This is a genomic window from Variovorax sp. ISS6, assembly GCF_056523145.1.
The window spans coordinates 5,605,782-5,630,135 of record NZ_JAWRZC010000001.1; the positions used below are offsets into that span (position 1 = coordinate 5,605,782).

The 24,354-nt window shown below is 70.9% G+C and carries 22 protein-coding genes and 1 pseudogene; 11 read left to right on the forward strand and 12 right to left on the reverse strand.

The window, feature by feature from the left end:
* Nucleotides 1–13 precede the first annotated feature (13 nt).
* A complete protein-coding gene (locus AC1HIL_RS25895) occupies nt 14–331 on the reverse strand; it encodes a winged helix-turn-helix transcriptional regulator (RefSeq protein ID WP_057594853.1) in 318 nt (105 codons plus the stop codon).
* 111 nt (nt 332–442) lie between these two features.
* Between AC1HIL_RS25895 and AC1HIL_RS25900 the strand changes: the two genes are divergently transcribed.
* Entirely contained in the window at nt 443–1,006 is a 564-nt protein-coding gene (locus AC1HIL_RS25900) for a carboxymuconolactone decarboxylase family protein (protein ID WP_479670355.1), read from the forward strand.
* 1 nt (nt 1,007) lies between these two features.
* Here the strand turns inward: AC1HIL_RS25900 and AC1HIL_RS25905 are convergent.
* A pseudogene (locus tag AC1HIL_RS25905) lies at nt 1,008–3,120 on the reverse strand (heavy metal translocating P-type ATPase).
* A gap of 343 nt (nt 3,121–3,463) precedes the next feature.
* Here AC1HIL_RS25905 and cadR point away from each other — a divergent pair.
* Nucleotides 3,464–3,928, forward strand: coding sequence for a Cd(II)/Pb(II)-responsive transcriptional regulator (gene cadR, locus AC1HIL_RS25910; protein ID WP_057594856.1), 465 nt, complete (start codon nt 3,464–3,466; stop codon nt 3,926–3,928).
* Nucleotides 3,929–3,944: 16 nt separating this feature from the next.
* Here the strand turns inward: cadR and AC1HIL_RS25915 are convergent, their stop codons facing one another.
* The 3 genes from AC1HIL_RS25915 to AC1HIL_RS25925 all read right to left on the reverse strand — a co-directional run bounded on the left by AC1HIL_RS25915 (nt 3,945) and on the right by AC1HIL_RS25925 (nt 6,280).
* Complete coding sequence (locus tag AC1HIL_RS25915; protein ID WP_479670357.1) at nt 3,945–4,694, reverse strand: DUF4303 domain-containing protein; 750 nt, start codon at nt 4,692–4,694, stop codon at nt 3,945–3,947.
* A 1-nt stretch (nt 4,695) separates the two neighbouring features.
* The gene (gene cysE / locus AC1HIL_RS25920) at nt 4,696–5,466 is read right to left on the reverse strand and encodes a serine O-acetyltransferase (RefSeq protein WP_057594858.1); all 771 of its coding nucleotides are present in this window, start codon (nt 5,464–5,466) and stop codon (nt 4,696–4,698) included.
* 82 nt (nt 5,467–5,548) lie between these two features.
* Entirely contained in the window at nt 5,549–6,280 is a 732-nt protein-coding gene (locus AC1HIL_RS25925; protein WP_057594859.1) for an RNA methyltransferase, read from the reverse strand.
* A gap of 194 nt (nt 6,281–6,474) precedes the next feature.
* Between AC1HIL_RS25925 and AC1HIL_RS25930 the strand changes: the two genes are divergently transcribed.
* From AC1HIL_RS25930 to AC1HIL_RS25950, 5 genes are all read left to right on the forward strand, one after another.
* Complete coding sequence (locus AC1HIL_RS25930; RefSeq protein WP_057598651.1) at nt 6,475–7,527, forward strand: inositol monophosphatase family protein; 1,053 nt, start codon at nt 6,475–6,477, stop codon at nt 7,525–7,527.
* Nucleotides 7,527–9,803 (forward strand): FUSC family protein, encoded by a 2,277-nt coding sequence (locus AC1HIL_RS25935; protein ID WP_261212534.1) that lies wholly within the window; start codon nt 7,527–7,529, stop codon nt 9,801–9,803. The genes AC1HIL_RS25930 and AC1HIL_RS25935 overlap by 1 nt, the downstream gene beginning before the upstream one ends.
* A gap of 5 nt (nt 9,804–9,808) precedes the next feature.
* Nucleotides 9,809–10,891, forward strand: coding sequence for a mechanosensitive ion channel family protein (locus AC1HIL_RS25940; protein WP_422096475.1), 1,083 nt, complete (start codon nt 9,809–9,811; stop codon nt 10,889–10,891).
* Nucleotides 10,892–10,920: 29 nt separating this feature from the next.
* Nucleotides 10,921–11,313, forward strand: coding sequence for a YbaN family protein (locus tag AC1HIL_RS25945; protein WP_479670359.1), 393 nt, complete (start codon nt 10,921–10,923; stop codon nt 11,311–11,313).
* 76 nt (nt 11,314–11,389) lie between these two features.
* Complete coding sequence (locus AC1HIL_RS25950; protein ID WP_479670360.1) at nt 11,390–12,277, forward strand: class I SAM-dependent methyltransferase; 888 nt, start codon at nt 11,390–11,392, stop codon at nt 12,275–12,277.
* Here AC1HIL_RS25950 and AC1HIL_RS25955 read toward each other — a convergent pair.
* From AC1HIL_RS25955 to AC1HIL_RS25965, 3 genes are read right to left on the reverse strand one after another with little or no spacing between them, the layout of a single operon-like run.
* Nucleotides 12,274–13,476 carry a DUF418 domain-containing protein gene (locus tag AC1HIL_RS25955; protein WP_479670361.1) on the reverse strand — a complete coding sequence of 401 codons (1,203 nt, stop codon included), beginning with the start codon at nt 13,474–13,476 and terminating at the stop codon, nt 12,274–12,276. The genes AC1HIL_RS25950 and AC1HIL_RS25955 overlap by 4 nt on opposite strands.
* 7 nt (nt 13,477–13,483) lie before the next feature.
* The gene (locus AC1HIL_RS25960; protein ID WP_479670362.1) at nt 13,484–14,146 is read right to left on the reverse strand and encodes a suppressor of fused domain protein; all 663 of its coding nucleotides are present in this window, start codon (nt 14,144–14,146) and stop codon (nt 13,484–13,486) included.
* Between the two features lie 39 nt (nt 14,147–14,185).
* The gene (locus AC1HIL_RS25965) at nt 14,186–15,121 is read right to left on the reverse strand and encodes a LysR substrate-binding domain-containing protein (protein WP_412179552.1); all 936 of its coding nucleotides are present in this window, start codon (nt 15,119–15,121) and stop codon (nt 14,186–14,188) included.
* A 135-nt stretch (nt 15,122–15,256) separates the two neighbouring features.
* Between AC1HIL_RS25965 and AC1HIL_RS25970 the strand changes: the two genes are divergently transcribed.
* Nucleotides 15,257–16,261 (forward strand): Bug family tripartite tricarboxylate transporter substrate binding protein, encoded by a 1,005-nt coding sequence (locus AC1HIL_RS25970; protein WP_057594866.1) that lies wholly within the window; start codon nt 15,257–15,259, stop codon nt 16,259–16,261.
* Between the two features lie 133 nt (nt 16,262–16,394).
* Here the strand turns inward: AC1HIL_RS25970 and AC1HIL_RS25975 are convergent, their stop codons facing one another.
* Nucleotides 16,395–16,955 carry a MarR family winged helix-turn-helix transcriptional regulator gene (locus AC1HIL_RS25975; protein WP_412179551.1) on the reverse strand — a complete coding sequence of 187 codons (561 nt, stop codon included), beginning with the start codon at nt 16,953–16,955 and terminating at the stop codon, nt 16,395–16,397.
* Nucleotides 16,956–17,098: 143 nt separating this feature from the next.
* Between AC1HIL_RS25975 and AC1HIL_RS25980 the strand changes: the two genes are divergently transcribed.
* The 3 genes from AC1HIL_RS25980 to AC1HIL_RS25990 are packed head-to-tail and all read left to right on the forward strand — an operon-like array spanning nt 17,099 to nt 20,490.
* Entirely contained in the window at nt 17,099–18,106 is a 1,008-nt protein-coding gene (locus tag AC1HIL_RS25980) for a Bug family tripartite tricarboxylate transporter substrate binding protein (protein ID WP_479670363.1), read from the forward strand.
* A gap of 37 nt (nt 18,107–18,143) precedes the next feature.
* On the forward strand, nt 18,144–19,130 hold the full coding sequence (locus AC1HIL_RS25985) for a Bug family tripartite tricarboxylate transporter substrate binding protein (RefSeq protein WP_057594868.1): 987 nt from the start codon (nt 18,144–18,146) through the stop codon (nt 19,128–19,130).
* Nucleotides 19,131–19,161: 31 nt separating this feature from the next.
* Nucleotides 19,162–20,490 (forward strand): sulfatase family protein, encoded by a 1,329-nt coding sequence (locus tag AC1HIL_RS25990; RefSeq protein ID WP_057594869.1) that lies wholly within the window; start codon nt 19,162–19,164, stop codon nt 20,488–20,490.
* A 26-nt stretch (nt 20,491–20,516) separates the two neighbouring features.
* Here AC1HIL_RS25990 and AC1HIL_RS25995 read toward each other — a convergent pair whose 3' ends face one another.
* The 3 genes from AC1HIL_RS25995 to AC1HIL_RS26005 all read right to left on the reverse strand — a co-directional run bounded on the left by AC1HIL_RS25995 (nt 20,517) and on the right by AC1HIL_RS26005 (nt 24,287).
* Nucleotides 20,517–21,428, reverse strand: coding sequence for a nucleotidyl transferase AbiEii/AbiGii toxin family protein (locus AC1HIL_RS25995; RefSeq protein WP_261212522.1), 912 nt, complete (start codon nt 21,426–21,428; stop codon nt 20,517–20,519).
* On the reverse strand, nt 21,425–22,162 hold the full coding sequence (locus tag AC1HIL_RS26000; protein ID WP_479670364.1) for a type IV toxin-antitoxin system AbiEi family antitoxin domain-containing protein: 738 nt from the start codon (nt 22,160–22,162) through the stop codon (nt 21,425–21,427). The genes AC1HIL_RS25995 and AC1HIL_RS26000 overlap by 4 nt, the downstream gene beginning before the upstream one ends.
* Before the next feature lie 100 nt (nt 22,163–22,262).
* Nucleotides 22,263–24,287, reverse strand: coding sequence for a helix-turn-helix domain-containing protein (locus AC1HIL_RS26005; protein ID WP_479670365.1), 2,025 nt, complete (start codon nt 24,285–24,287; stop codon nt 22,263–22,265).
* Nucleotides 24,288–24,354: the final 67 nt, after the last annotated feature.

The window sequence follows — 24,354 nt, forward strand, 5'->3', positions numbered from 1 at the left end:
GAAGTGCCCTAAGTCATGGGACGAACCAGCGGTCGGCCCACTGGTTGAGCGGCTTCAGCCGCCGCACCAGCTCGGCGCCCGACTCGGTCAGCGCATAGCCCGCGTCGCCCAGCGCCACGATCCCGGTGGCGCGCAGCTCCTTGAGGCGGTCGTTGAGCACCGAGGGCGACATCTCGCCGCAACTGGTGCGCAGCGCGCGAAAGCTCTGCGGCTGGCCGTCGCGCAGCTCCCACAGCACGCGCAGGGTGCCCTTGCGGCCGAGCTGCTCGAGCAGCCGCATGACGGGACGGCGGTGCGCCGCGGGGGCTTCGGCGGGATCGTTCTCTTGCATGGTCGGGGGCGAGTCGCGTGCGTTACTTCGCTACGCATTTCGTAGCGATAGACTGGGTCATCGCTACGAATTTCGTAGCGATTTCAAGCCATTCTATGCAAGGAGCCCCCCATGACTGCAGAGACCGCGCCCCGCATCCCGCCGCTCGAGGCGCCCTACCCCGAAGGCATCGCCGAACTGCTCGCGCGCATGACGCCACCGCAGGCCCCCGAGGTGCTGGCGCTGTTCCGGGTGCTGGCCGTGAATCCCCGGCTCGCCGAGCGCACGCTGGAGCTGGGCCGCCACTTCCTGGGCCGCAAGGCCTCGATCTCGCTGCGCGAGCGCGAGCTCGTGATCCTGCGCGTGTGCGCGCGTTGCGGTGCCGAGTACGAATGGGGCGTGCACTGGAGCGGCTTCGCCGACGCGGCCGGCCTCGGCGAGGCCGAGCGGCGGGCGACGGCCGGGCGCGACGCGGACCTGTCCCCACTGCAGCCGCGCGACGCCCTGCTGCTGCGCATGGTCGACCAGTTGCACGACACGGGCGACATCGACGATGCGCTGTGGCATGCCCTCGGCGAGCACTGGGACCACGCGCAGTGTCTCGAGCTGATGATGCTCGCGGGCTGGTACCACGCGGTGAGCTACGTCTGCAACGCGGCGCGCGTGCCGCTCGAGCGCTGGGCCGCGCGCTGGTAGCTCAGGCGCCGTTCCTCTCGGCGCGCATCAGGCGCAGCCCGTTCGCCACCACCAGCAGGCTCGCGCCCATGTCGGCGAACACGGCCATCCACATGGTCGCGCTGCCGAACACCGCGAGCACGAAGAACACGCCCTTGATGCCGAGCGCCAGCGTGATGTTCTGCCACAGCACGGCGTGCGCGCGGCGCGACAGCCGGATGGTCTCGGGAATGCGGCGCAGGTCGTCGTTCATGATGACCACGTCGGCCGCCTCCATCGCGGTGTCGGTGCCGGCGCCGCCCATCGCGAAGCCGATGTCGGCCTGCGCGAGCGCGGGCGCGTCGTTGATGCCGTCGCCGGTCATGGCGGCCATGCCGTAGCGCTGCTGCATCGCCTTCACGGCATCGAGCTTCTCTTCGGGCAACAGGTTGCCGCGCACGTCCTCGATGCCGGCATGCGCGCCGATGGTCCGGGCGGTGGCGGCGTTGTCGCCGGTCAGCATCACGGGCACCACGCCGAGCGCGCGCAGTTCGGCCACGGCCGCCTGCGACGAGGGCTTGATGGTGTCGGCCACGGCGAACAGCGCGAGCACCGCCTGCTCCGAGGCCAGCAGGGTGACGGTGCGGCCGGCTTCCTCGTGGCGCTTCAGCGCGGCCTCGATCGCGGGCGTGCAGAGGCCGCGTTCCTCGATCAGCCGGTGGTTGGCCAGCGCGTAGCGTTGGCCGCCGTGCACGGCTTCCACGCCGCGGCCCGGCAGCGCCGCGAAGTCCTGCACTTCCTCGAGCGCATGGTCGACCGACTTCAGCCCCTCGGCGATGGCCCTGGACACCGGGTGGTCGGAGCGCCCCGCGATGCTGGCCGCGATGGCGAGCACGGCCGCGTCGCCGCCGGCCGTGGCGCCGAGCACCTCGGACTCGACCAGCCTGGGCTTGCCCTCGGTGATGGTGCCGGTCTTGTCGAGCGCCACCGCCTTGAGCTTGCGCGCCTCCTCGAGGTAGGTGCCGCCCTTGATCAGGATGCCGCGCCGCGCGGCCGAGGCCAGCGCGCTCACCACCGTCACCGGCGTGGAGATCACCAGCGCGCAGGGGCAGGCAATGACCAGCAGCACCAGCGCCTTGTAGATCGCCTGCAGCCAGGTCCAGTCCATGAGCCAGGGCGTGAGCAGCGCGATGGCCAGCGCGAGCGCGAACACGGCCGGCGTGTAGATCGCGGCGAAGCGGTCGACGAAGCGCTGCGTGGGCGCGCGCGTGCCCTGCGCCTCCTCCACCGCGTGGATGATGCGCGCCAGCGTGGTGTTGGCGGCCACCGCGGTGACGCGGAACTCGAGCCCCGCGGTCTGGTTGATGGTGCCGGCGAAGACGGTGTCGCCCACGGTCTTGTCGACCGGGATGCTCTCGCCCGTGACCGGCGCCTGGTCGATCGCGCTGCTGCCGGCCGTGACCACGCCGTCGAGCGCCACGCGCTCGCCCGGGCGGATGCGCACCACCGCGCCCAGCGGCACCTCGCTCGCGGCCACGGTCTGCCAGCCGCCATCGGGCTGGCGCACCTCGGCCTGTTCGGGCGCCAGCGCCAGCAGGCTCTGGATCGCGTTGCGCGCGCGGTCCACGGCGCGTGCCTCGATCAGCTCGGCGATCGCATAGAGCGCCATCACCATCGCGGCCTCGGGCCACTGGCCGATGAAGAAGGCGCCGGTCACGGCCACCGCCATCAGCGCATTGATGTTGAGCCGGCCGCGCACCAGCGCCGCGAAGCCCTTCTTGTAGGTGTCCAGACCCGCGAGCGCGATGGCCGCGAGCGCGAGTCCCATCTCGAAGGCCATGAAGCCCTTGCCCTCGAGCGCGAGGAAGGAGATGGACTCGGCGCCGATGGCGAGCACCAGCGCCGCGACCAGGCGCGCGAGGCCGGCGCTCTTCCAGCCCGCGGGCTCGATGGCGCGCGCCGCGCCCGGCGCGGGCGCGGCCACCGGTTCGGGCTTGAAGCCGGCCTTGCGGATCGCCGCCAGGGCCTCGGCCAGCGCGGCTTCGTCGGCGGTGATCGCCATCGTGCGTTCGCCGAGCCGGAAGCGCAGCGCGCCGATGCCGGCCACGGGCTCGAGCGCGCGGCGGATTCTCGGATTCCTCGACCGCGCAGTCCATGGTGGGAATGCGGAACAGCGTCGCGCCCTTGGGCAGGTCGGCCGCCTCCGGCGCCGACACGAAGGCCGACACCGAGGCCGAGCCGCAGCCCGTGTGGCTGCAGCAGGCGTCGTGCGCCGGCGGCGCGGCCGCGGGCGCATGGTCGTGATCGTGCGCATGGCCGTGGTCGTGGCCGTGCGCGCCGGCGGTCCGGATATCCCTGTCGAGCGTGTTCTGGTTCGTCATGGGCTCGATTGAAAACCCTGAAGCAGGTGTAGAGTCAAACGCAGTGCCCCCACCCGCTGGCGGGGCTTCGCCGGCCCACCCGGCCCGCCCTCCTCGCCAGCCTTCCATCTGCCGCATCATGAAAATCGGTGACCTGGCCAAGGCCGCGAACACGCCCGTCGAGACCATCCGCTACTACGAGCGCGAAGGCCTGCTGCCCGCGCCCGCGCGCACCGAGGGCAACTACCGCATCTACGGCGAGGACCATGCGCAGCGCCTGGGCTTCGTGCGCCGCTGCCGCTCGCTCGACATGACGCTCGACGAGATCCGCAGCCTGCTGAAATTCCGCGATGCGCCGCAGGAGGACTGCGGCGAGGTCAACCAGCTGCTCGACGACCACATCGGCCATGTGGCGGCGCGCATCGCCGAGCTGCGCACGCTCGAGAAGCAGCTGAAGGCGCTGCGCCGGCAATGCGGCGGCGCCGATGCGGCCCAGCCCTGCGGGATCATCCAGGAGCTCGACGCGGCCGCGCTCGAGCCCGAGGGCTTCGGCCAGCACGCGGGGCACGTGCACGGCGCGCTGCACGCGCCCGCGCGCCGCTAGCGGCCGGGCCCGGGCTTCATTCGCAGAGCTCGATCCAGCGCCGAAGCCGGCCCGCCACGCGCGGTGTGTTGAGGCGGGCGACCGAGCCTTCCATGTCCTCGCCGCCCTCGACCTGGCACAGCAGCACCACCTCCTCGCGTGCGGCGCCGGTGCCGAAGAATCCCTCGCCATCGAGCTGTGCCATCGCGGCGATGCAGGCCTCGAAGAGGCCGTCGTGCAGCACGTCGAAATCGACGCCGCAGGGCAGGTCCTCGCGGTGGCAGGCCAGGATCATGCGGTAGGCGATGTCGAGGAACTCGCCGCCATCGTCGTGGGACCACTCGCCGGAGCTCCAGATCTCGCTCTCGTCCTCCATCTCGCCCGGTTCGCCCAGGGCGAGGTCGCTGGCGGCGTGGACGATGGTCATCGCGCTCTCGTCGCTGCCCAGCGCGAAAAGCCGGAAGGTCCGCTCGGGCTCGGCCGCGCGAATGGCCTCGAAGGCGCGGCGGGCGCCCTCGCGGATCTCGGTCGTGAGCAGCACGAAGTCGACGCGGGCCGGGTCGTGGATGCCTTGGCGCACCCGCACGTAGCCCTGGGCCTCGATCTCGCGGCTGCGCTGCGCCAGGGCCTCCATCGCGGCCTGGGGGCTGGCGAACTCGGCGACGCTGGAGCGCCCCCAGGTCTGCACCTTGCCGCTCGCGGCCCAGAGCGAATTGCCGAACTGCCGCAGCTCGTGGAAGTCGGTGGGCCGCTCGTCCTCGAAACGATGGAACAGCGCCCAGCTCACGTCACTTCCCCACCAGCTGCGTGAGCTTCTCCGCCTCGAAGCACTCGTCGCGCGCCGCGTCGCCGGGCACGCAATCCCTGGTGCCGGGATGGGCCGAGAGCTTCTCGATCGCCTGCCACAGCAGCGCGATCTGGTGCTCCTGGCTCGAGGCGTTGTCGATCAGGCCGCGCAGCGCCTGGCTCAGCGGATCGTCGTCCTGCGTGATGCCGTAGGCGGTGAATTTCTGCGGCACGGTCACGTCGGCGCTCTCGCCGGCCTTCGAGGGAATGATGCGCGCCGGGATGCCGACCGCGGTCGCGCCCGCTGGCACCGGCTTGATGACCACCGCGTTGCTGCCGATCTTGGCGCCGTCGCCCACCACGAAGCCGCCCAGCACCTTGGCGCCGGCGCTCACCACCACGTTGCGGCCCAGGGTCGGATGGCGCTTGGTGCCCTTGTAGAGCGAGGTGCCGCCCAGGGTCACGCCCTGGTAGATGGTGCAGCCGTCGCCGACCTCGGCGGTCTCGCCGATCACCACGCCCATGGCGTGGTCGAAGAACACCTCGCGGCCGATCTTGGCGGCCGGGTGGATCTCGATGCCGGTGAGCCAGCGCGCCATGTGCGCGATGAAGCGCGCGGGCCACTTGAAGCCATGGTTCCAGCAGGCGTGGGCCCAGCGATGCAGCACCACGGCATGCAGGCCCGGGTAGACCGTGAGCACCTCCCAGGCGCTGCGCGCGGCGGGGTCGCGTTCGAGGATGCACCGGATGTCGGCGCGCAGGCGAGAGAACATCGCTGCCTTCGTATGTTTTGGTTATGACGATAGGGGCCGCGCAGTCTATAGCCGGGCCTCATCGCGTACGGACGATGGGGTTTTAGCGCCGGATCTTGCCGGCCGCCGCCTCGCTCATCGCCTTGGCGATGCCGCGCAGGATGTGGATCTCCTCGGCCGTGGGCTGGGCCCGGTTGAACAGCTGCTGCAGCCGCGGCATCAGCTTCTTGGGCGCCTCGGGATCGAGGAAGCCCACCTCCACCAGCGAGCGCTCCCAATGCTCGAGCATGCCGGCCACGGCCTGGGCATCGGCCGCCGGCGGCGGCGCGACCGCGTCGCGCGCCGCGAAGCCGCCGAGCGCGAGGCGCCATTCGTAGGCGATCACCTGGATCGCGGCGCCGAGGTTGAGCGAGCCGAAGTTCGGGTCGGTGGGAATGCTCAGCGCGACGTGGCAGCGGTAGACGTCCTCGTTGCGCATGCCGAAGCGCTCGGAGCCGAACAGGAAGGCCACGTGCTCGTCGCCCCGCGCGGCCAGCGGGCCCAGGTGCTCGCGCGGGGTGCGCGTGGGCGGGCCGAAGTCGCGCGGCACCATCGCGGTGGCGCACAGGTGGGTCACGCCGTCGAGCGCCTCGTCGAGCGTCTCGACGATGCGCGCATTGGCCAGCACGTCGAGCGCGCCGCTTGCGCGCTGGATGGTTTCCTCGCGCCGCAGCACGTTGGCCCAGCGCGGCGCGACCAGCACGAGTTCGCCGAAACCCATGGTCTTCATGGCGCGGGCGGCGGCGCCCACGTTGCCGGCGTGGCTGGTCTGGATCAGGATGAAACGGGTGCGCATGGAGGGGGTGGGGAGACAGGGAGCGGCCGAGCCGGTAAAATCCCCCGATTCTCGCCGCCCGCATCGCCGGGCCGGTTTCCGGGTCCTTCAGGGACCCACCCCCCAGTTCTTCCAGTCAGTCAGGAACGACAGCCGTGGCCGCCCGGGCCTTTGCCGGGCCCGCGCAGGCGTTCCGCTCACGCTCACAATTCAGAATGTCGTCCCCCAACCTGCATCCCATGCTCAACGTGGCCGTGAAGGCCGCTCGCGCCGCCGGCGCCATCATCAACCGCGCCGCGCTCGACGTCGAGGCCGTGCGCATCTCCCAGAAGCATGTGAACGATTTCGTCACCGAGATCGACCACGCGAGCGAGCAGGCCATCATCGAAACGCTTCTCACGGCGTACCCGGGGCACGGCATCCTGGCCGAGGAATCGGGCTCCGAGCACGGTGCCAAGGATTCCGACTACGTCTGGATCATCGATCCGCTCGACGGCACCACCAACTTCATCCACGGCTTCCCGTTCTACTGCGTGTCGATCGCGCTGTCGGTGCGCGGCAAGATCGAGCAGGCCGTGGTCTACGACCCCACGCGCAACGACCTGTTCACCGCCACCAAGGGCCGCGGCGCCTACGTCAACGACCGCCGCATCCGCGTCTCCAAGCGCACCCGGCTGTCCGAGTCGCTGGTGGCCACCGGCTTCCCGTTCCGCACCGGCGACAACTTCAAGCAGTACCTGGCCATCATGGCCGACCTGATGCCGCGCATGGCCGGCCTGCGCCGCCCCGGCGCGGCCGCGCTCGACCTCGCCTACGTGGCCGCCGGCTACACCGATGCCTTCTTCGAGACCGGCCTCAACCCCTGGGACGTGGCGGCCGGCTCGCTGCTGGTGACCGAGGCCGGCGGCCTGATCGGCAACTTCACGGGCGAGCCCGACTTCATCGACCAGCGCGAATGCCTGGCCGGCGCGCCGCGCATCTACGGCCAGCTCGTGCCGCTGCTGGCCAAGTACTCGAAGTTCGCGAGCGTCGACGACAAGCTGCGCGCCAGCGACCGCGTGCGCGCGATCGCCGCCGCGAGCAAGCCGCAGGCCGAGGGCTCGGCCGACATCTACGCGCGCAGCACCGTGACCGAGATGGGCCCCGCGGAAGACGCCGAGGCGCCCGCCGCCGCCGCCGCTGCCCCGGCCAAGCGCAAGCTCACCCGCATCCGCCGCGACGCCCCCGCCGCCACCGGCCCGTTCGAGGGCGACGCTTCCGCCAAGTGATGGCAGGGGCCCGCGCCATCGGCGGCGAGACCCAGGCCTCGGTGCTGCAGCAGCGCCTGCGCGCCGCGCTGCGCATCGCGCTGAGCCACTACGTCGCCAGCGGCCTCACGGTCGCGCTCGGCCTGCTGTTCATCTCGGGCGGCGTGCATTTCTGGCTCGGCACCGTCGCGGCATCCTCGGCCGCGGTCGGCGTCATCGTCACCGCGCCGCCCGACCTGCCGGGCCCGCGCCGCGGCAAGTTCTGGCAGATGCTGCCTGCGCCGCTGATCGGGCTGCCGCTGTTCTTCGCCGTGCAGATGCTGCACGCCGCGCCGATCCGGCTCGGCCTGCTGCTGGTGCCGGCCACCTTTTTCGCCTTCCTGGCCATGGCCTGGGGCAAGCGCGGCATCCCGATCGCGATCGCCGTGATGTTCTCGATGATCTTCTCGATGGCCACGCCCACGCCGCACGGCATGGCCGAAGCCATCGAGCGCACCTGGCACTTCGGCCTCGGCGCCGGGCTGTACGTGCTGTGGTCGGTGCTCGCCAACCTGATCCTCAACACGCGCTTTCGCGTGCAGTCGGTAGCCGACGTGCTGTATTCGCTGGCCGCGCTGATGCGCACCGAGGCCAGCCAGTTCACGCCCAAGGACGAGACCGGCGACGTGCGCGAGACCCCCGCGCCGATGCTGGGCCGCCTGCTGCGCGAACAGGCCGCGCTGGCCGACCAGCTGCAGGCCACGCGCGACATCGTGCTCGAGTCGCCGCGCACGCCGCGCCGCCAGCGGCTGGCCGCGATGCTGGTGATCGTGCTCGAGATGCGCGACCAGCTGCTCGCGAGCGAACTCGATCTCGACGCGCTCAAGACCCATCCCGCCCACGCCGATGCGCTGGTCGAGATGCGCTGCGTGCTCGAGGAACTGGCCGAGGACACGATCGCGCTGGCCGACGCGCTGCTCATGGGCCGCCATCCGCACCTCGTGGCCGACCGCCGGCCGCGCCTCGCCGCGATCCACGTCGACGGCGAGGATTCGGCCGGCCACCCGCATCCGGTGCTGCCCGGCCCCAACGCCGCCATGCTCGCGCGCGGCCTCGCGAGCCGCATCGGCCACATCAACGACGAGGTGCTGCGCCTGTCGGCCATGGCGCGCGGCGACGCCGAGCCCAACCTCGCCGTGGTGCGCGCCAACTGGCAGATGTTCGTGAGCCCCACCGACTGGTCGTGGCGCCCCTTCTTCACCCTGTGGCGCTGGGACGCGCCACCGCTGCGCCACGCGATCCGCGCCGCGCTCGCGATCGCGGCCGGCTACGCGGTCGCGGTGTCGATGCCCTGGGGCTCGCACGACTACTGGATCCTGCTGACCATCGTGGTGGTGCTGCGCGGCAGCCTCTCGCAGACGCTCGAGCGGCGCAACCACCGCGTGGCCGGCACCCTGCTGGGCTGCGTGCTCGCGGTCGGCCTGCTGTCGGCCCATCTCTCGGCGCTCGGGCTGCTGGCCGTGCTCACCATCGCGCAGGCCATCGCCCACAGCTTCGCGGTGCGGCGCTACCTGATCACCGCGGTGGCCGCCACCGTGCTGGGCCTGCTGCAGGCCCACATGCTCAACACCGGCGCGGCGCCGCTGTTCGCGCTGTTCGAGCGCATCGCCGACACGCTGATCGGCGCCGCGCTCGCCTGGGCCTTCTGCTACGTGCTGCCCTCGTGGGAGCGCGGCCAGATTCCGGCGCTGGTGGCGCGCGTGCTGACCGCGCAGGCGCGCCATGCGCGGCTCGCGCTGGGCCTGGGCCAATTGCAGACCGTCGACAGCAGCCCCGAGCTCGAATGGCGGCTGGCGCGCCGCGAGGCCTTCGACAGCCTCTCGGCGCTGGTGCAGGCCACGCAGCGTTCGCTGTCCGAACCGCGCGCGGTGCAGCCGCCGGTCGAGCCGCTCGAGCACCTGCAGGCCCACAGCTACCAGCTGCTGGCGCAGCTCAGCGCGGTCAAGTCGATGCTGGTGCTGCGGCGCGACCGCCTCACGCCCGGCGAGGTCGAGGGGCCGCTCGCGCGCACCACGCAGCGCATCGAGGCCGCGATCGGCGCGGTGCCCACCTCGGGCCCCTCGCAGCCCGAAAGCACGGCCTCCACCGCCGTCGGCGGCCCGATCCCGCTGCCCGATCCCTTCGACAACGACATCAGCCCCTGGCTGCTGCGCCGCCTCGACCTGGCGACCGCGCTCGCGACCCAGGTGCGCGACGATGCGGCCCGAATTCTTCAAGCATTGAACGAACAGGAAGCTTCGGGACTCGCATCGGCATGACCTTGATGCAATCCATCCTCTCCCATCCCTGGTTCGGCACCTGGCTGGCCGCCGTCATCGCCGTTCCCGTCGCCCTCGTCGTCCACCGCATCGGCGGCATGGTGCTCAAGCGCATCACGCGCCCCGCGCCCGCCATCCACGCCCTGGTGGTGGCCTGCCATGCCCCCGCGCGCGTGGTGCTGCCGCTGATCGCGCTGCAGATGGTGTGGCAGGCCACGCCCGAGGACCTGCGCTACATCGCGAGCGTGCGCCACCTCAACGGCCTGCTGCTGATCGCGGCCACCACCTGGCTCGCGCTCAAGGCCATCGGCGGCTTCGCCGACGGCGTGCTCGCGCAGCATCCGTCGGACATTGCCGACAACCTGCAGGCGCGCCGCGTGCTCACCCAGACCCGCGTGCTCGCGCGCACCGCCATGACCGTGGTGGTGATCGCCGGCGGCGCCATGATGCTCATGACCTTCCCCGGCGCGCGCCAGGTCGGCGCCAGCCTGCTGGCCTCGGCCGGCGTGATCGGCATCGTGGCCGGCCTCGCGGCCAAGCCGGTGTTCAGCAACCTCATCGCCGGCCTGCAGCTCGCGCTCGCGCAGCCGATCCGCATCGACGACGTGCTCGTGGTCGAGGGCGAATGGGGCCGCGTCGAGGAGATCACCGGCACCTTCGTCGTGCTCAAGATCTGGGACGAGCGCCGGCTGATCCTGCCGCTGACCTACTTCATCGAGAAGCCGTTCCAGAACTGGACCCGCCACTCCTCGCAGATCCTCGGCTCGGTGTTCGTCTATGCCGACTACGGCATGCCGCTGGCGCCGCTGCGCGCCGAGGTCGAGCGCATCGTGAAGGCCTCGCCCGAATGGGACGGCCGCTTCTTCAACCTGCGCGTGACCGATGCCACCGAGCGCACCATGCAGATCCGCGTGCTGTGCACCGCCGCCACCTCGGGCATGGCCTTCGACCTGCGCTGCAACGTGCGCGAGGGGCTGATCGATTTCATGCAGCGCGAGTACCCGCAGCACCTGCCGAAGGTGCGCGTGGGCAACGACCACCCGGTCGAGCGCGAGCCCGGCCCGCTGCAGCCGCAGGCCGTGGCCTGAGCCGCGCCTTCCATTCCGAGCGTGCCGCGTTGAAGCCCGACCCCGAACCCAAAGGTCCGCTGGTACGCGCCCTGCTCCATGCCTTCGCGGTGCTGTGCCTGGCGCTCGGCCTCATCGGCGTGGTGGTGCCGGGCATGCCGACCACCGTCTTCATCCTGCTGGCCGCCTGGGCCGCGGCGCGCAGCTCGCCGCGGCTGCATGCCTGGCTGCTCGGCCACCGCATCTTCGGGCCGCTGCTGCACAACTGGGCCCACGGCCGCACCGTGAGCCGGCGCGCCAAGTGGAGCGCCACCGTCACCATGGCGCTGTGCGCCGTGATCATCTCTTACACCGCGCACCGCGCCTGGACCGCGGTGCTGGCCATCGGCTGCATGGCGGTGGTGCTGGCCTGGCTGTGGTCGCGGCCGCTGCCGCCGCCCTGAGCGCGCTACTCCCTTTTCCTGTTGTTCCAGTCTCAAGCCATCCGATTCGCCATCGTCAGCCAGAAAGGAAAACGACATGAAGACAGAAGGCATCGAAGCCGCGCCCCAGGACGCCGCCCCCGACAGCACCGCCGCGCGCGTCGCGCTCTGGCGTGCGCTGCATGTGGAGGCCGACGCGCCGCCGCACGTGCTCGACGACCGGATCGGCCTGCGTCTGCTCGATCCGCCGCCCGACTGGCGCGAGCGCGGCGACATGGACCCGGGCTTCACCCGGCCCTTTCGCGCCTCGATCGTGGCGCGCGCCCGCTTCATCGAGGACCTGGTCGCGCAGCAGGCGGCCCTCGGCACCGACCAGTACGTGATCCTCGGGGCCGGCCTCGACAGCTTCGCGCAACGCCGCCCCGAGCTCGCGTCGCGCCTGCGCATCTACGAGATCGACCGGCCCGGCCCGCAGGCCTGGAAGCGCCGCCGCCTGCAGGAACTGGGCTTCGGCCTGCCCGAGGGGCTGCGCTTCGTGCCGGTCGACTTCGAGGCCGGCGCCTCGTGGCGCGACGAACTCGCCGCCGCCGGCTTCGATCCCAAGCAGCCCGCGGTCGTGGCCTCGACCGGCGTCAGCATGTACCTGAGCCGCGAGGCCAACCGGGCCACCTTGCGCGAGGTCGCGTCGTTCGCACCGGGCACGCGCTTCGCGATGAGCTTCCTGCTGCCGCTCGAGATGGCCGACCCCGCCGTGCGTCCCGGGCTCGAGATGGCCGTCAAGGGCGCGCGTGCCAGCGGCACGCCCTTCGTGAGCTTCTTCGCGCCGCGAGAAGCCGTGGCGCTCGCGCGCGAGTCGGGCTTCGCCGATGCGACGCATGTCTCGGCCGCAGACCTGAGCGAGCGCTACTTCGCGGATCGAAGCGACGGGCTGCGCCCGCCCGATGGCGCGGAAGACCTTCTGGTCGCAAGCGTCCAGGGGTCCTAGGCGCCCTTGCGCATCGACGGCAGCGCGAGATTCGTGAACGCCCGCAGCAGCCACTCGACCGGCCCGTAGGCGAAGCGCCCCATCCACCAGCGGCTCAGCGGCAGCTGGCAGCCGAAGATCGCGAAGGCGATCCCCATCGCCGCGAGCGGCGGCGTCGCGCCGATCCAGCGCAGCCCGTAGGCCAGGAACAGCCAGGCGCACACCGCCGACTGCAGCAGGTAGTTCGACAGCGCCATGCGCCCCGCGGGCGCGAGCCAGCTTTCGAGCACGCGGCCGCGCGGCGTGCGGAACAGCAACACCAGCGCGCACGCATAGGCGGCGCTCAGGAACGGCGCCGTGAGCAGCGTGACCGAGAGCCCGAGGAAATCGCGCACCGCGCCATCGACGCGCAGCGCCGACTGGGCATAGAAGGCCGCGCCCGGCAGTCCCACCGCCAGCCCCCAGGCCAGCAGGCGCCGGAACAGCGGCAGCCGCGCGCCGGTATCGGCCAGCAGCGCATGCCGCCCCGCGACGAAGCCCGCGAAGAACATCGCGAGCGCCGTCGGTGCCTGCACCAGCGCCGTGAGCCACCAGATCTGCGACAGCTCGCGCAGGTGCTGCACGATGACCGTCATCGGCGTGCCGCGGTAGGCCGCCAGCGCCGAGGCGGCTTCCGCGTAGGCACTGCGCAGGTCCATCGATCCGCCGCCCAGCGCGAACGACAGCAGCGCGCTGAAGGCGGCCCACAGCAGCGCGGTGCCCAGCACCAGCGCGATGCCGGCGCCCAGCAGGAAGCGGTCGCCGCGCCGGTGCAGCAACAGCAGCACCAGGCCGATCACGCCATAGGTCGTGAGGATGTCGCCCTGATAGAGCAGCACCGCATGCGCCACGCCCAGCAGCCACAGCCCCAGCAGCCTTCGCGCCATGCGCGGCGCGAAGGCGCGGCCCGCGCGCTGCGCGGCCTCCTTCTGCAGCAGGAAGCTGTAGCCGAACAGGAACGAGAACAGCAGGTAGAACTTGGTCTCGAAGACGAAGGTGCGCACGAACACCGCGAGCCGCTCGGGCAGCGCGTTCGCGAGCGGATCGGGCAGCCCCGTGCCGTAGTAGGTCGAGGCGAAGGTCGCGATGTTGACCACCAGGATGCCCAGCAGCGCGAAGCCGCGCAGCGCATCGACCGTGGTCTGGCGCTGCGGCGCTTCGGCCTCGCTGGCTCCTCCCATGCGGCGCTCAGACCACCGGCGCGCGTCGGGGATCGGTCACCGGGCAATGGCCGTGCACCTCGAGCAGGCGCAGCAGGTCCTCGGAACTGCGCGCCTTGGCCCAGTCGCGCTCGGTGTCGGAGATGCCCACCACATGCAGGAAATCGAACTTGCCCGAGTCGAGCTGCGCCGTCGCCGGATAGTGCTTCGGCTGCGCCAGCACCACATGGCGCAGCACCGAGGCGGCCTTCTGCCCGATCGGCCCGCCCAGCGGGATGCGGTCGCCGTAGTCCAGCGGCGGCTTGTCCTCGCCGAAGCGGCCGTGCGCGAGCAGCACGTTGTAGGCCAGCAGCTTCTGGAGCAGCTTGACCGGCCAGGTCTCGCCGGCCTGCGACGGCACCTCGAGCACGAGCTCGGAGCCGATCCACGAGTAGTCCTCGGGGTCGTAGTCGGCGGGCTCGCCCTCCCAGGGCGTCGAGCCGCCCGAGGTCACGTAGAGCCAGGAGTTGCGCAGCGGCGTGGGCTCGAACTCGAACACGCCCAGGTGCAGCCAGCGCGGATCGATGTCCTGCGCGCCCAGCGCCGAGAAATCGTCGGGGCCCAGCACGAAGATGCCCTTGCGCTTCTCGCCGAAGAGCCGGGGGTAGAGCACTTCCTCGCGGTATTTCCAGACTTCTTCCATCGAGCTCATCGCGTTCTCTCCTCGTTCGGCGGGTGGCGTCGCACCCGATTAGATACCAGGCCCCGCGGCCACGCGCCGGCCCACGATCCGCCGGATCGCCTCGATCAGCAGCCGCGCACCCTCGCCCGTTTCGGCGCCGCGCCGCACCGTCATGCCCACCGGCCCCTCGGTGCTCGCGGTGTCGATCGCCACGCGCCGCAATTCGCCGCGCGCGATGAAGCCCTCCACCGCGCCCTGCGGCGCGAACCACACGGCGTCGGAGCGCTGCAGCAGCCCGAAGATGAAGCTGGTGTCGGTCGCCTCCACCAGCCGGTGCGGCAGTTCGAGGCCGCGCGCGATCAGGAAGGCATCGGCCGTGTGGCGGATCAGCGTGCCCGACACCGGCAGCACCAGCGGATGGCCGGCCAGCGCATCGAGCGGCGGCCGGCGCCGCGCGGCCAGCGGGTGGCCAGGACGCACGACCAGCAGCAGCGGCTCGCTGTAGAACTGCTCGAAGGCGAGATCGGCCATCGCCGAGGCCTGGGCCAGCCGCCCCAGCACGAGGTCGATCTCGCCCTGGCGCAGCTGCGTCATCAGCTGCGAGTTGGTGCCGCTCATGACCCGCACGCGCAATGCGGGATGGGCGGCATTCAGCTGCGCGACTGCCTCGGGCAGCAGGTTGGGCACCATGTTCGGCAATGCGCCGACGGCCACCAGCAACTGGTCGGCATCGGGCTGGTCCATGGCCAGGCCCATGCCCTCGCGCAGTCCGCGCAGCGCCGACACCGCGTGCCGCACCAGCACCTCGGCCGCGGGCGTGAGCTCGACGCCGCGGCGACGCCGCAGCAGCAGCTGGCGCCCCACGATCTCCTCGAGCTCGGCGATGGTCTTGGAGACCGCCGGCTGCGTCAGCGACAGGGCCTCGGCCGAGCGCACCAGGTTGCGCTCCTGCGCCACGGTCACCAGGCACTGCAGGTGGCGCAGCTTCAAGCGTGAAAAGTTCATGGCTGACATGGCGGCTCTCAATGGCGCAACGGTGTTCAATATAACTATATGGAATACCTGGCGGAACAGCTTTCAGTTGTGCGCGCGGCGCGGCGCTCCTAGAGTGCGCCGACACGGAGACAAGGAAACACCCGCATGACCCCCCGCATCCCGAAGGGCCGGCGCCTGGCGCTCGCCAGCGCCTGCATGGCCGCAGCGCTCGTCCTGGGCCTCGGCACCCCGGCCGCCGCCCTGGCGCAAACCGAAGCCGCGTACCCGGCCAAGCCGGTGCGCTTCCTCACCAACTTCCCGGCCGGCGGCCCGCTCGACATCCTCGGGCGCGCGCTCGGCGAGGTGCTGCAGAAGGAACTGAAGCAACCCTTCATCGTCGACAACCGGCCCGGCGCGGGCGGCAACATCGGCGCCGACCTCGTGGCCAAGAGCCCGGCCGACGGCTACACCGTGCTGCTGAGCATCGACAGCACCTTCACCATCAATCCGCAGCTCTACGCCACGATGCCCTTCGCCGCGAAGGACCTGAAGCCGCTGATGATCTTCAGCTCCTCGGGCCTGGCCTTCGGCACGGCCGCCTCGGTCAAGGCGAAGACGCTGCCCGAGTTCGTCGCGCAGGCCAAGGGCGAGTCGGTCACCTTCGGCTCGGCCGGCAACGGCAGTCCCGGCCACATCGCCGCGGAGATCTTCGCCAACGCCACCGGCGCGAAGATCACGCACGTGCCCTACAAGGGCAACGCGCCCGCCGTGCTGGCGCTGCTCTCGGGCGAGGTGCAGGCCGGCATCCTGGCCACGCCGGGCCTGCTGCCGCACCTGCAGGCCGGCAAGCTGCATGCGCTCGCCGTCACCGGGCGCCAGCGCTCGCCGCTGCTGCCGCAGGTGCCCACGGTGGGCGAGCTCGGGCTGAAGGACCTCGAGTTCGAGGTGCTCTATCTCGCGATGGTGCCGGCCGCCACGCCCGAGCCCGTGATGCAGACCTTGCGCACCGCGCTGCAGGCGGCGCTGGGCCGGCCCGAGGTGAAGGCGCGGCTCGCCTCGCTCGACATGGTGGCGCTCGGCGAGACCGGTGCCGCGGCCGCGGCGCACCTCGACGGCAACCGCGAACGCTACGGCCGCATCGTCAAAGCCACAGGCATGAAGGTGGACTGAGAAGGTGTGAATGAACCTGCTGCGCGCCCCGATCTCGCACCTGCGGTCCTCACCGTACAAGGTACGGCTCCGGTCCTCGGCGCGACCTCGGGGCGCTCGCGACGGTTCCTTCACACCTTCTGAGATGCACCGCTCAGCGCGCGGCCGCCGACTGGCGCCTGCCGCGGTCCGCCTTCGGCAGCACCGCCTGCGCCACCATGCGCTCGGCCCGCTCCTGCAGCCGGTGCAGCGCCGCGTCGAAGCGCTCGGCCTCGCCGGCATCGAGCGCGCCCATCAGCTCGGCATTGATCGCCGTCACGAGCGGAAAGAGTTCGTCGTAGAGCGCCTGCCCGCTGTCGGTGAGCCCCAGCCGCACCTGCCGCCGGTCGCCCGCGCGCGCCACGCGCGAGACCAGCTTCTTGGCCACCAGCGAACCCACGGCCTTCGAGGTGCGCGCGCGGTCGAGCTGCGCATGCTCGGCCAGTTGCGAGGAGCCCAGTTCGCCGCGGCTCGCGAGCGTGGCGATCAGCCGCCATTCGCGGCGCGTGATGCCGAAGCGGCCCTCGCACAGGCGGATCACCATGCTGCCGGCCACCGCGAGCAGGCGCGAGAGGCGGTAGAGCAGCAGGTCGTCGAGCGGGCGGCGCGGCGCCGCGCCGGCGTCCACGGCCGTCCTCGCGGTGGCCTTGGCCGGCTTGCGGGCGGTCGCTTTCACGGGCACTTCGGCGGGCATGGGCATCTCGCGCGGGTAAATCCGGGGAATGGTTGATTTGATCAATCGACTGTAGCGTCTCCAGAATCGTCCGCAGCCGCGGGCACACGACCCGCCAGAACGGCGCCATTCGGAGACTTCGCCCCATGCCTTCCCCCACGCACGCTTCCCACCTGCCCGCTCCCGGCCGCCGCCGGCTGGTCGCCGCGCTCGGCGGCCTCGCGCTCGCGCCCGCGCTGTCGCGCGCCCAGGGCTTCGCGCCGGGCCAGCCGATCAAGGTGCTGATCGGCGTGCCCGCGGGCGGCACGCAGGACGTGCTCACGCGCGCCATCGCGCACGAGGTGCGTGACAGCCTCGGCCCGCTGATCGTCGACAACCGCTCGGGCGCGGCCGGCCGCATCGCGGTGGACACGGTCAAGACCGCACCGCCCGACGGCCACACGCTGCTGCTGGGCACGGCCGGCATGATGACCATGTTCCCGAGCGCCTACCGCAACCTCTCCTACGACCCGATCAGGGACTTCGTGCCGATCCTCAACGCGGCACGCTTCGAGCTCGCGCTGGTGCTCAACAAGGACGTGCCCGCGAACACGCTGCCCGAGTTCATCGCCTGGGCCAGGGCACAGGGCGACAAGGTCAGCTTCGCCTCGTACGGCGCCGGCACGCCCTCGCACTTCCTCGGCGAGATGCTCAACCGCGCGGCCGGTCTGAAGATGGTGCACGTGCCCTACCGCGGCTCCACGCCCGCGCGGCAGGACGTGATGGGCGGCACCGTGCCGGTCTACTTCGACACCATGGGCGGCGCGCAGCAGATGCTGCCCTCGGGCCGCGTCAAGGTGCTGGCCACCAGCGGCGAGAAGCGCTCGCCGCTGATGCCCAACCTGCCGAGCTTCGTCGAGGCCGGCTACAAGGACGTGGTCGCCACCGCCTGGTTCGCCTACTACGCGCCGCTCAAGACGCCGCAGCCCGTGGTCGAGAAACTGCGCGCCGAGTTCGCGCGCGCCGTCAACAAGCGCGAGGTGCGCCAGATGCTGCTGCAGAACGGCATGTACCCGGTGGCCGACACGGGCGACGCGCTCGTGAAGACCATGCGCGAGGACACGGCACGCTGGGCCGGCATCATGAAAGCCGTGAATTTCCAGGCCAACGACTGACCCCCTACATCCATCAAACGCAAAGGAGGAAGAACCCATGCACCCGAAACACAAGATCACCCGCCGCCTCGCCGGCCTGATGGCCATCGCCGGCCTCGCGACGGCGCTCGCCGCCACCGGCGCCGCGGCACAGCCGCTCGACGGCCCGCTGCGCATCGTCGTCGGCTATGCGCCCGGCGGCGCCACCGACCGCGTTGCGCGCATCGTCGGCGACAAGCTCGCGTCCAAGCTCGGCGTGCCGGTCATCGTCGACAACAAGCCCGGCGCGGGCGGCCGTCTCGCGGCGCAGCAGGTCAAGGTCACGCCCGCGAACCAGAACGTGCTGATGCTCGCGAACCCCGCCGTGATGGTGGTGGCGCCGCTCGTCTTCAAGGACAACGGCTACGACGCCGAACGCGACTTCGTGCCGGTGTCGCACGTCAACGACTACGACTTCGCGCTCGCCGTGTCGCCCACGCTGCCGGTGCGCGAACTCAACCACCTGCTGGCGTGGATGCGCGCCAACCCGCAGCAGGCCAACGTGGGCGTGCCGGCCACCGGCAGCCTGCCGCACTTCTTCGGCCTCATGGTCGGCGAGAAGGCCAAGGTCCAGACCCAGGTCATCGGCTACCGCGGCTCGGCGCCGCTGCTCAACGACCTGATCGGCGGCCAGGTGCCGATCGCGGTCGACACCGAGGACGTGGTGATCCCGCAGCACGACGGCGGCAAGCTGCGCATCCTCGCGATCTCGGGCGCCAAGCGCTCGCCCTTCGCGCCCTCGGTGCCCACCTTCAAGGAAGCCGGCCTCGACCTCGCGGCCAGCGGCTGGAACACCTTCTTCGCGCCCGTCACCATGCCGCGCGAGAAGGTCGAGCGCCTCGCCACCGCGATCCGCGAGGTGATGCAGGACCCCGACACGGTGCGCAAGTTCACCGACTCGAAGATGACGCCGGTGGTCAGCACCCAGGCGCAGACCGCCGCGATGCTCAAGGCCTACCGGCTGCAATGGGGCCCGGTGGTGCAGAAATCGGGCTACCAGCCCTGACCCTTTCCCGGCCCATCGGGCCCTCGACACCATGACAAGACCCAACATCATCTTCATCGTCGCCGACGACCTCGGCTATGCCGACCTCGGCTGCTACGGCGGCCGCGACGCCGTCTTCGGCCCGGTTTCGCCGGTGCTCGACGGCCTCGCCGCCAACGGCCTCAAGCTCACGCAGGGCTACGCGAACTCGCCCGTGTGCTCGCCCACGCGCTTCGCGATGATCACGGCGCGCTACCAGTACCGGCTGCGCGGCGCGGCCGAGGAGCCGATCAACAGCAAGAGCCGCGGCAGCAGCACGCTGGGCCTGCCGGTCGACCATCCCACCCTGCCCTCGCTGCTCAAGGCCAGCGGCTACCGCACCGCGCTGATCGGCAAGTGGCACCTCGGCTATCCGCCGAGCTTCGGCCCGCTGCGCTCGGGCTACGAGGAGTTCTTCGGCCCGATGTCGGGCGGCGTCGACTACTTCACCCACTGCGACTCCAGCGGCCGCCACGACCTCTGGTATGGCGAGGAAGACAAGCAGGAAGAGGGCTACCTCACCGACATCCTCTCGAAGCGCGCCGTCGACTTCGTCGAGCGCATGGCGCAGCAGCCTGCGCAAGAGGCCAAGCCCTTCTTCCTGAGCCTGCACTACACCGCGCCGCACTGGCCCTGGGAAACCCGCGACGATGCCGACAAGGCGCCGCTCGTGAAGGACAACCTGTTCGACCTCGCGGGCGGCAACATCCACGTCTACCGCCGCATGATCCATCACATGGACGAGGGCATCGGCTGGATCATGGCCGCGCTCGAGAAGCACGGCATGGCCGACAACACGCTCGTGGTCTTCACCAGCGACAACGGCGGCGAACGCTTCTCCGACAACTGGCCGCTGGTCGGCGGCAAGATGGACCTGACCGAAGGCGGCATCCGCGTGCCATGGATCGCCCACTGGCCCGCCGTCATCGCGCCCGGCGGTGAGAGCGCCCAGCACTGCCTGACCATGGACTGGTCGGCCACCATGCTCGATGCGGCCGGCGTGCAGGCCGACCCGGCCTATCCGCTCGACGGCGTCTCGCTCATGCCCGTGCTCAAGGACGCGAAGCACGGCTTCCGCCGCCCGCTGCACTGGCGCATGAACCACCGCGGCCAGCAGGCGCTGCGCGACGGCGACTGGAAGTACCTGAAGGTCGACGGCAACGAGTACCTGTTCAACATCCCCGCGGACGAGCGCGAGCGCGCCAACCGCGCCAAGCAGGAGCCCGAACGGCTCGCGGCGATGCGCGAGGACTGGCTCGCCTGGAACGCGACCATGCCGCCGATTCCGGAGGATGCGACGGTGAGCCTGGGGTATTCGGTGAAAGACATGCCGCAGCGCTGAGTTGCGGCGCGCTGAGCCTGGCGGGACTAGAGCTTCTCGGCCAGCGCCTTCGACTGCGCCTCGAACTTGGCCGGGTTCGAGGCCTTCAGCTTCACGAGGTTCTGCAGCTTCCACTGGATGGCCGGCATCCCGGAAAGATGCGGCACATCGAGCCGCTCCCAGTCGGGGGCGGCATTGGCCAGGCTCAGGAGGAAGGCCCGCTCGTCCGCATCGAGGCCCTGCTGGAGCGTGGCGATCATCCGGTCGCGCGCGGCCAGCAGCGCATCCAGTTCCACGGGCTCGGTGGTCATGCCCACGAAGTTGCTTTCGAACGCCTGGCGCACGTCGCGCAACGGCGGAAACAGGACCTCGTCGATCGGCCTGTTGTGGCTCGCCAGATAGACCACGAAAGCACGACGGATGCCATCGGTGATACCGCCGTGCGCCAGCAGTTGCATCACGTCGAAGAGATCACGCGGATGCTGGCGGTCCATGGCGGCGACCAGCTTGCCGCCATAGACGTCTTCGAGCGATACCACCGGGATTTCCAGCTCGGCCTGCAGCACTTCCTGCGCCTTGACACCCAGCCCCGTGAGGGCGACTGGTCGCACGGTTCCGCGCATCACGTAGTTGACCTCGACCTTGACCTCGATGCCGTCGCGCTTCACCAGGAGCTTGCTCTCGCCCGCATCGGGCGCGCCCGCGAGACGGGTCTGGAAACCTCTGCGCCCGAGCGTGGCGGCGGCCTTGCCGAGACGCGTCTTGATCGTGTCGAGCGCCGCTTCGCGCGACAGCGTGTGGTCGGGCAGGACGAGGTCCAGGTCGACCGACAGCCGCGGCATGTCGCGCACGAAGAGATTGATGGCCGTGCCGCCCTTGAGCGCGAAGGTGTCGTCCTCGAAGACCAGGGGCGCGACCTGCGTCAGCAGGCGTGCGGTCCGCAGGTAGATCTCGTTCACGACTTCAGGACCAGCAGGCCCTCGCGGGTCTGGCCGACCCAGGGCCGGTCGCCACCGGTCGGCAGCTTGGCTGGGTCGAGCTTCTTCACCCACGGCAGCGACAGCTCGCGTCCGAGCTGAAGGCACAGGCGCACCGTCTTCACGCTGGTGCACTGGCGCAGCAGTTCCGCGAGCACCGAGGGGCGCAGGCCGTAGGCGCCCTCCGCCAGCTCGCGCGCCTCCGCCAGCGGCTGGCGCACGCCCACCTCGCTCAGCAGTTCGAGAAACGCGCGCTCGGGCGCCGACACGTTCGGCGCCTCGGCACGGCCCTCGAAAGGGCCCGCGTGCCGCATGCCGGTGACATCGCTGCTGAAGAGGTGCTTGCGGTGGTAGTCGGCAGCGAAGACCCGGGTGAACCAGTCCGGCAGGCTGGCCGACTCGAGGCCGTAGAGATGCAGCATCGGCGCCTGCGAAACATGGTGGCGCACCCCGTGCCAGTCGAGCGCCGATTTGCCGCCCACATGCAGGCCGGGAATCTGGCGCTGGAGCAGCAGCAGGCTCGGGTCGCGCTGCAAGTGCGTGTCGGGACGGCAGTACACGCCGCGCGCCAGCCGTACCAGCCATCCCGCGCGCACATAGTGGACGGCGAGGTCGCCGGAGATACCCTCGCGCGCCAGGTCCTCCGTCGTGACGGGGGTTCCGCCCGGAAGCTGGCTCAGGAGAGAATTTAGTTTGGACCGATTTATCGTACTCACACTACGATTATTCAGACAATTCGAAGCATCGACAAGGCTTCGATTTATTCCACTTATCGTATCCTGACTACGATTTCACGAAAAAATCAAAATCATCCGGTCACGTCGCCTCGGATTCCACGGTCGTCCTGGACATCCCCAGGCTCCACAACCTCAGCGCCACATGGATCTCCAGCGCCCGGCTCGCGCTGCCCCAATGCCCCAGCAGTTCCTCGACGCTCGCGAGCCGCTGACGCACGGTGTTCACATGGATGCCCATGCGCGCCGCGGTGGTCTTGGCGTTCTGGTTGCAGTCGAAGTAGGCCAGCAGGGTCGACGTGAGCTCCGCGCCGCGCTTCCTGTCGTGGCTCGTGAGCGCGCCGATGGTGGCGTCGAGGAAGGTGTTGAGGCTGCCCTGGTCGTGGGTCTCGAACAGCACCGAATAGAGCGCCATCTCGTTCTGCCCGACGATGGCGCCGCGCATGCCCAGGCGCCCCAGCACGGGCAGCGCGCGGCGCAGCGCGGCGTACAGCGCGGGCATCTCGGCCGGCGACTGCACGGGCCGCGACAGCACGCCGCGGTAGGCATCGCCGAGCTCGCGCCGCGCGAAGGCGGTGACGGCCTCCAGCACGTCCTGCGCGCGGGTCGCGGCGCAGACGATGGCGAGCGCGCCGTCGACCTCGTCGAACACCTGCTCGGTCATCGGCGCGCCGGCGCGCAGGCGCCGGGCCCAGAAGCCGGGCCGGGGCTCGGCCATCTCGACCACCATCAGCGAGATCGGCTGCGACAGGTCGAGCCCGAAGCGCTCGGCGCGGTCGCGCGTGAGCGCGGGCTCGTCCTGGCGCGGCGAGATCAGGGTGCGCAGCAGCGCCGCCACCTCGCGGCTCTTGCCGGCCTCCACGCGCTCCTGTGACAGCAGCACGATGCCGATGATGCTGGAGCTGCGCTCGAAGGTGCGCAGCGAGGTCTCGCGCAGGTCCTGGTGCCGGAACAGCAGCACGGCACCGAGCACCTCGTTGCCGCCGAGCACCGCGATGGCGCGGCACAGCTCGCCGTCGCGCTCGTAGGCCACCACCGAGCGGCCGGCCTGCCGGCTCTCGCGCAGTGCCTTCGCGAGCGCGGCGCTGTGTTCGTCGTTCGGCGCGTGGGCGTCGGCGGCCGTGCCCTCGTAGCCCGGCGCCAGCGCGCGGCCGATGACCTGGTGGGCCTCGTCGAGCACCAGCACGCCGCCGTTGAGCAGCTGCGCGATCGATTCGCACAGCGCGCCCAGCGACGCGCCCTTGGCCAGCAGCGAGGTCAGCTGCTCGTGCGCCTCGGCCGCGCCCTGCACGTCGCGCACGTGCCGCTCGAGCTCGCCGCGCGCCTGGTCGGCATGCGCGAGCGCGTCCTTCGCTTCGGCGAAGGCCTTGGCGTTCTCGATCGCCACCGCCGCATGCGCGGCCAGCGTGCAGAGGATCGACACGTTGAGCGCCGTGTGCGTGCGGTGGTAGCGGTCGGCCACGAACAGCAGGCCGATCACCTCGTCGTCGCGCATCAGCGGCGCGCCCACCAGCGCGGCCACGCCCTCGTCGCGAAAGATGTCGTCGAGCGTGGGGTCGTGCGCGAAGCGGTTGTCGTGCAGGTAGTCGGGCGTGAAGAAGGGCAGCCGCGTCGTCATCACGATGCCCGCGATGCCGAGGTTGCGGCCCACCGTCATGCGGCCGGTACGGTCTGAGATCGCGCCGTCGGCCACCACCACCTGGAACGCGCCGGTCGCGCTGTCGTAGACCGTGAGCCAGCACAGGTGCGAGCCCATCAGGTGGCGCGCGCGCTTCACGATGGTCTTGAGCAGGCCCGTGAGATCGAGCCGGCCCGAGAGGTCCTGCGCCGATTCGATCACCGCGAGCATGCCGCGCTCGCGCTGCTCGTGCAGCTCGAGCCGGTTGCGCAACGCCATCGCCATGCGCACCAGCTCGACCAGGCTGGACTTGCGCCGCAATGCATCGGGCAGGGCTTCCACGGCCGCGAGCCGGCCGGCGAATTCTTCCGCGGGCGCATTCCGGTGCAGCAGGCCGATGAGTTCGGCGGCGATCTCGTCGGCCGCCTGCTCGCTCGCATCGCGCGAGGAGCCCGCCGCGCGCGGTCGTTCGGTGGACAGGGATGACATAGGGCCGCGAAGGCTAGCAGAACGATGCGGCCATGCCCATGGGTCCGATCCCTCTCCCCTCGCGCCG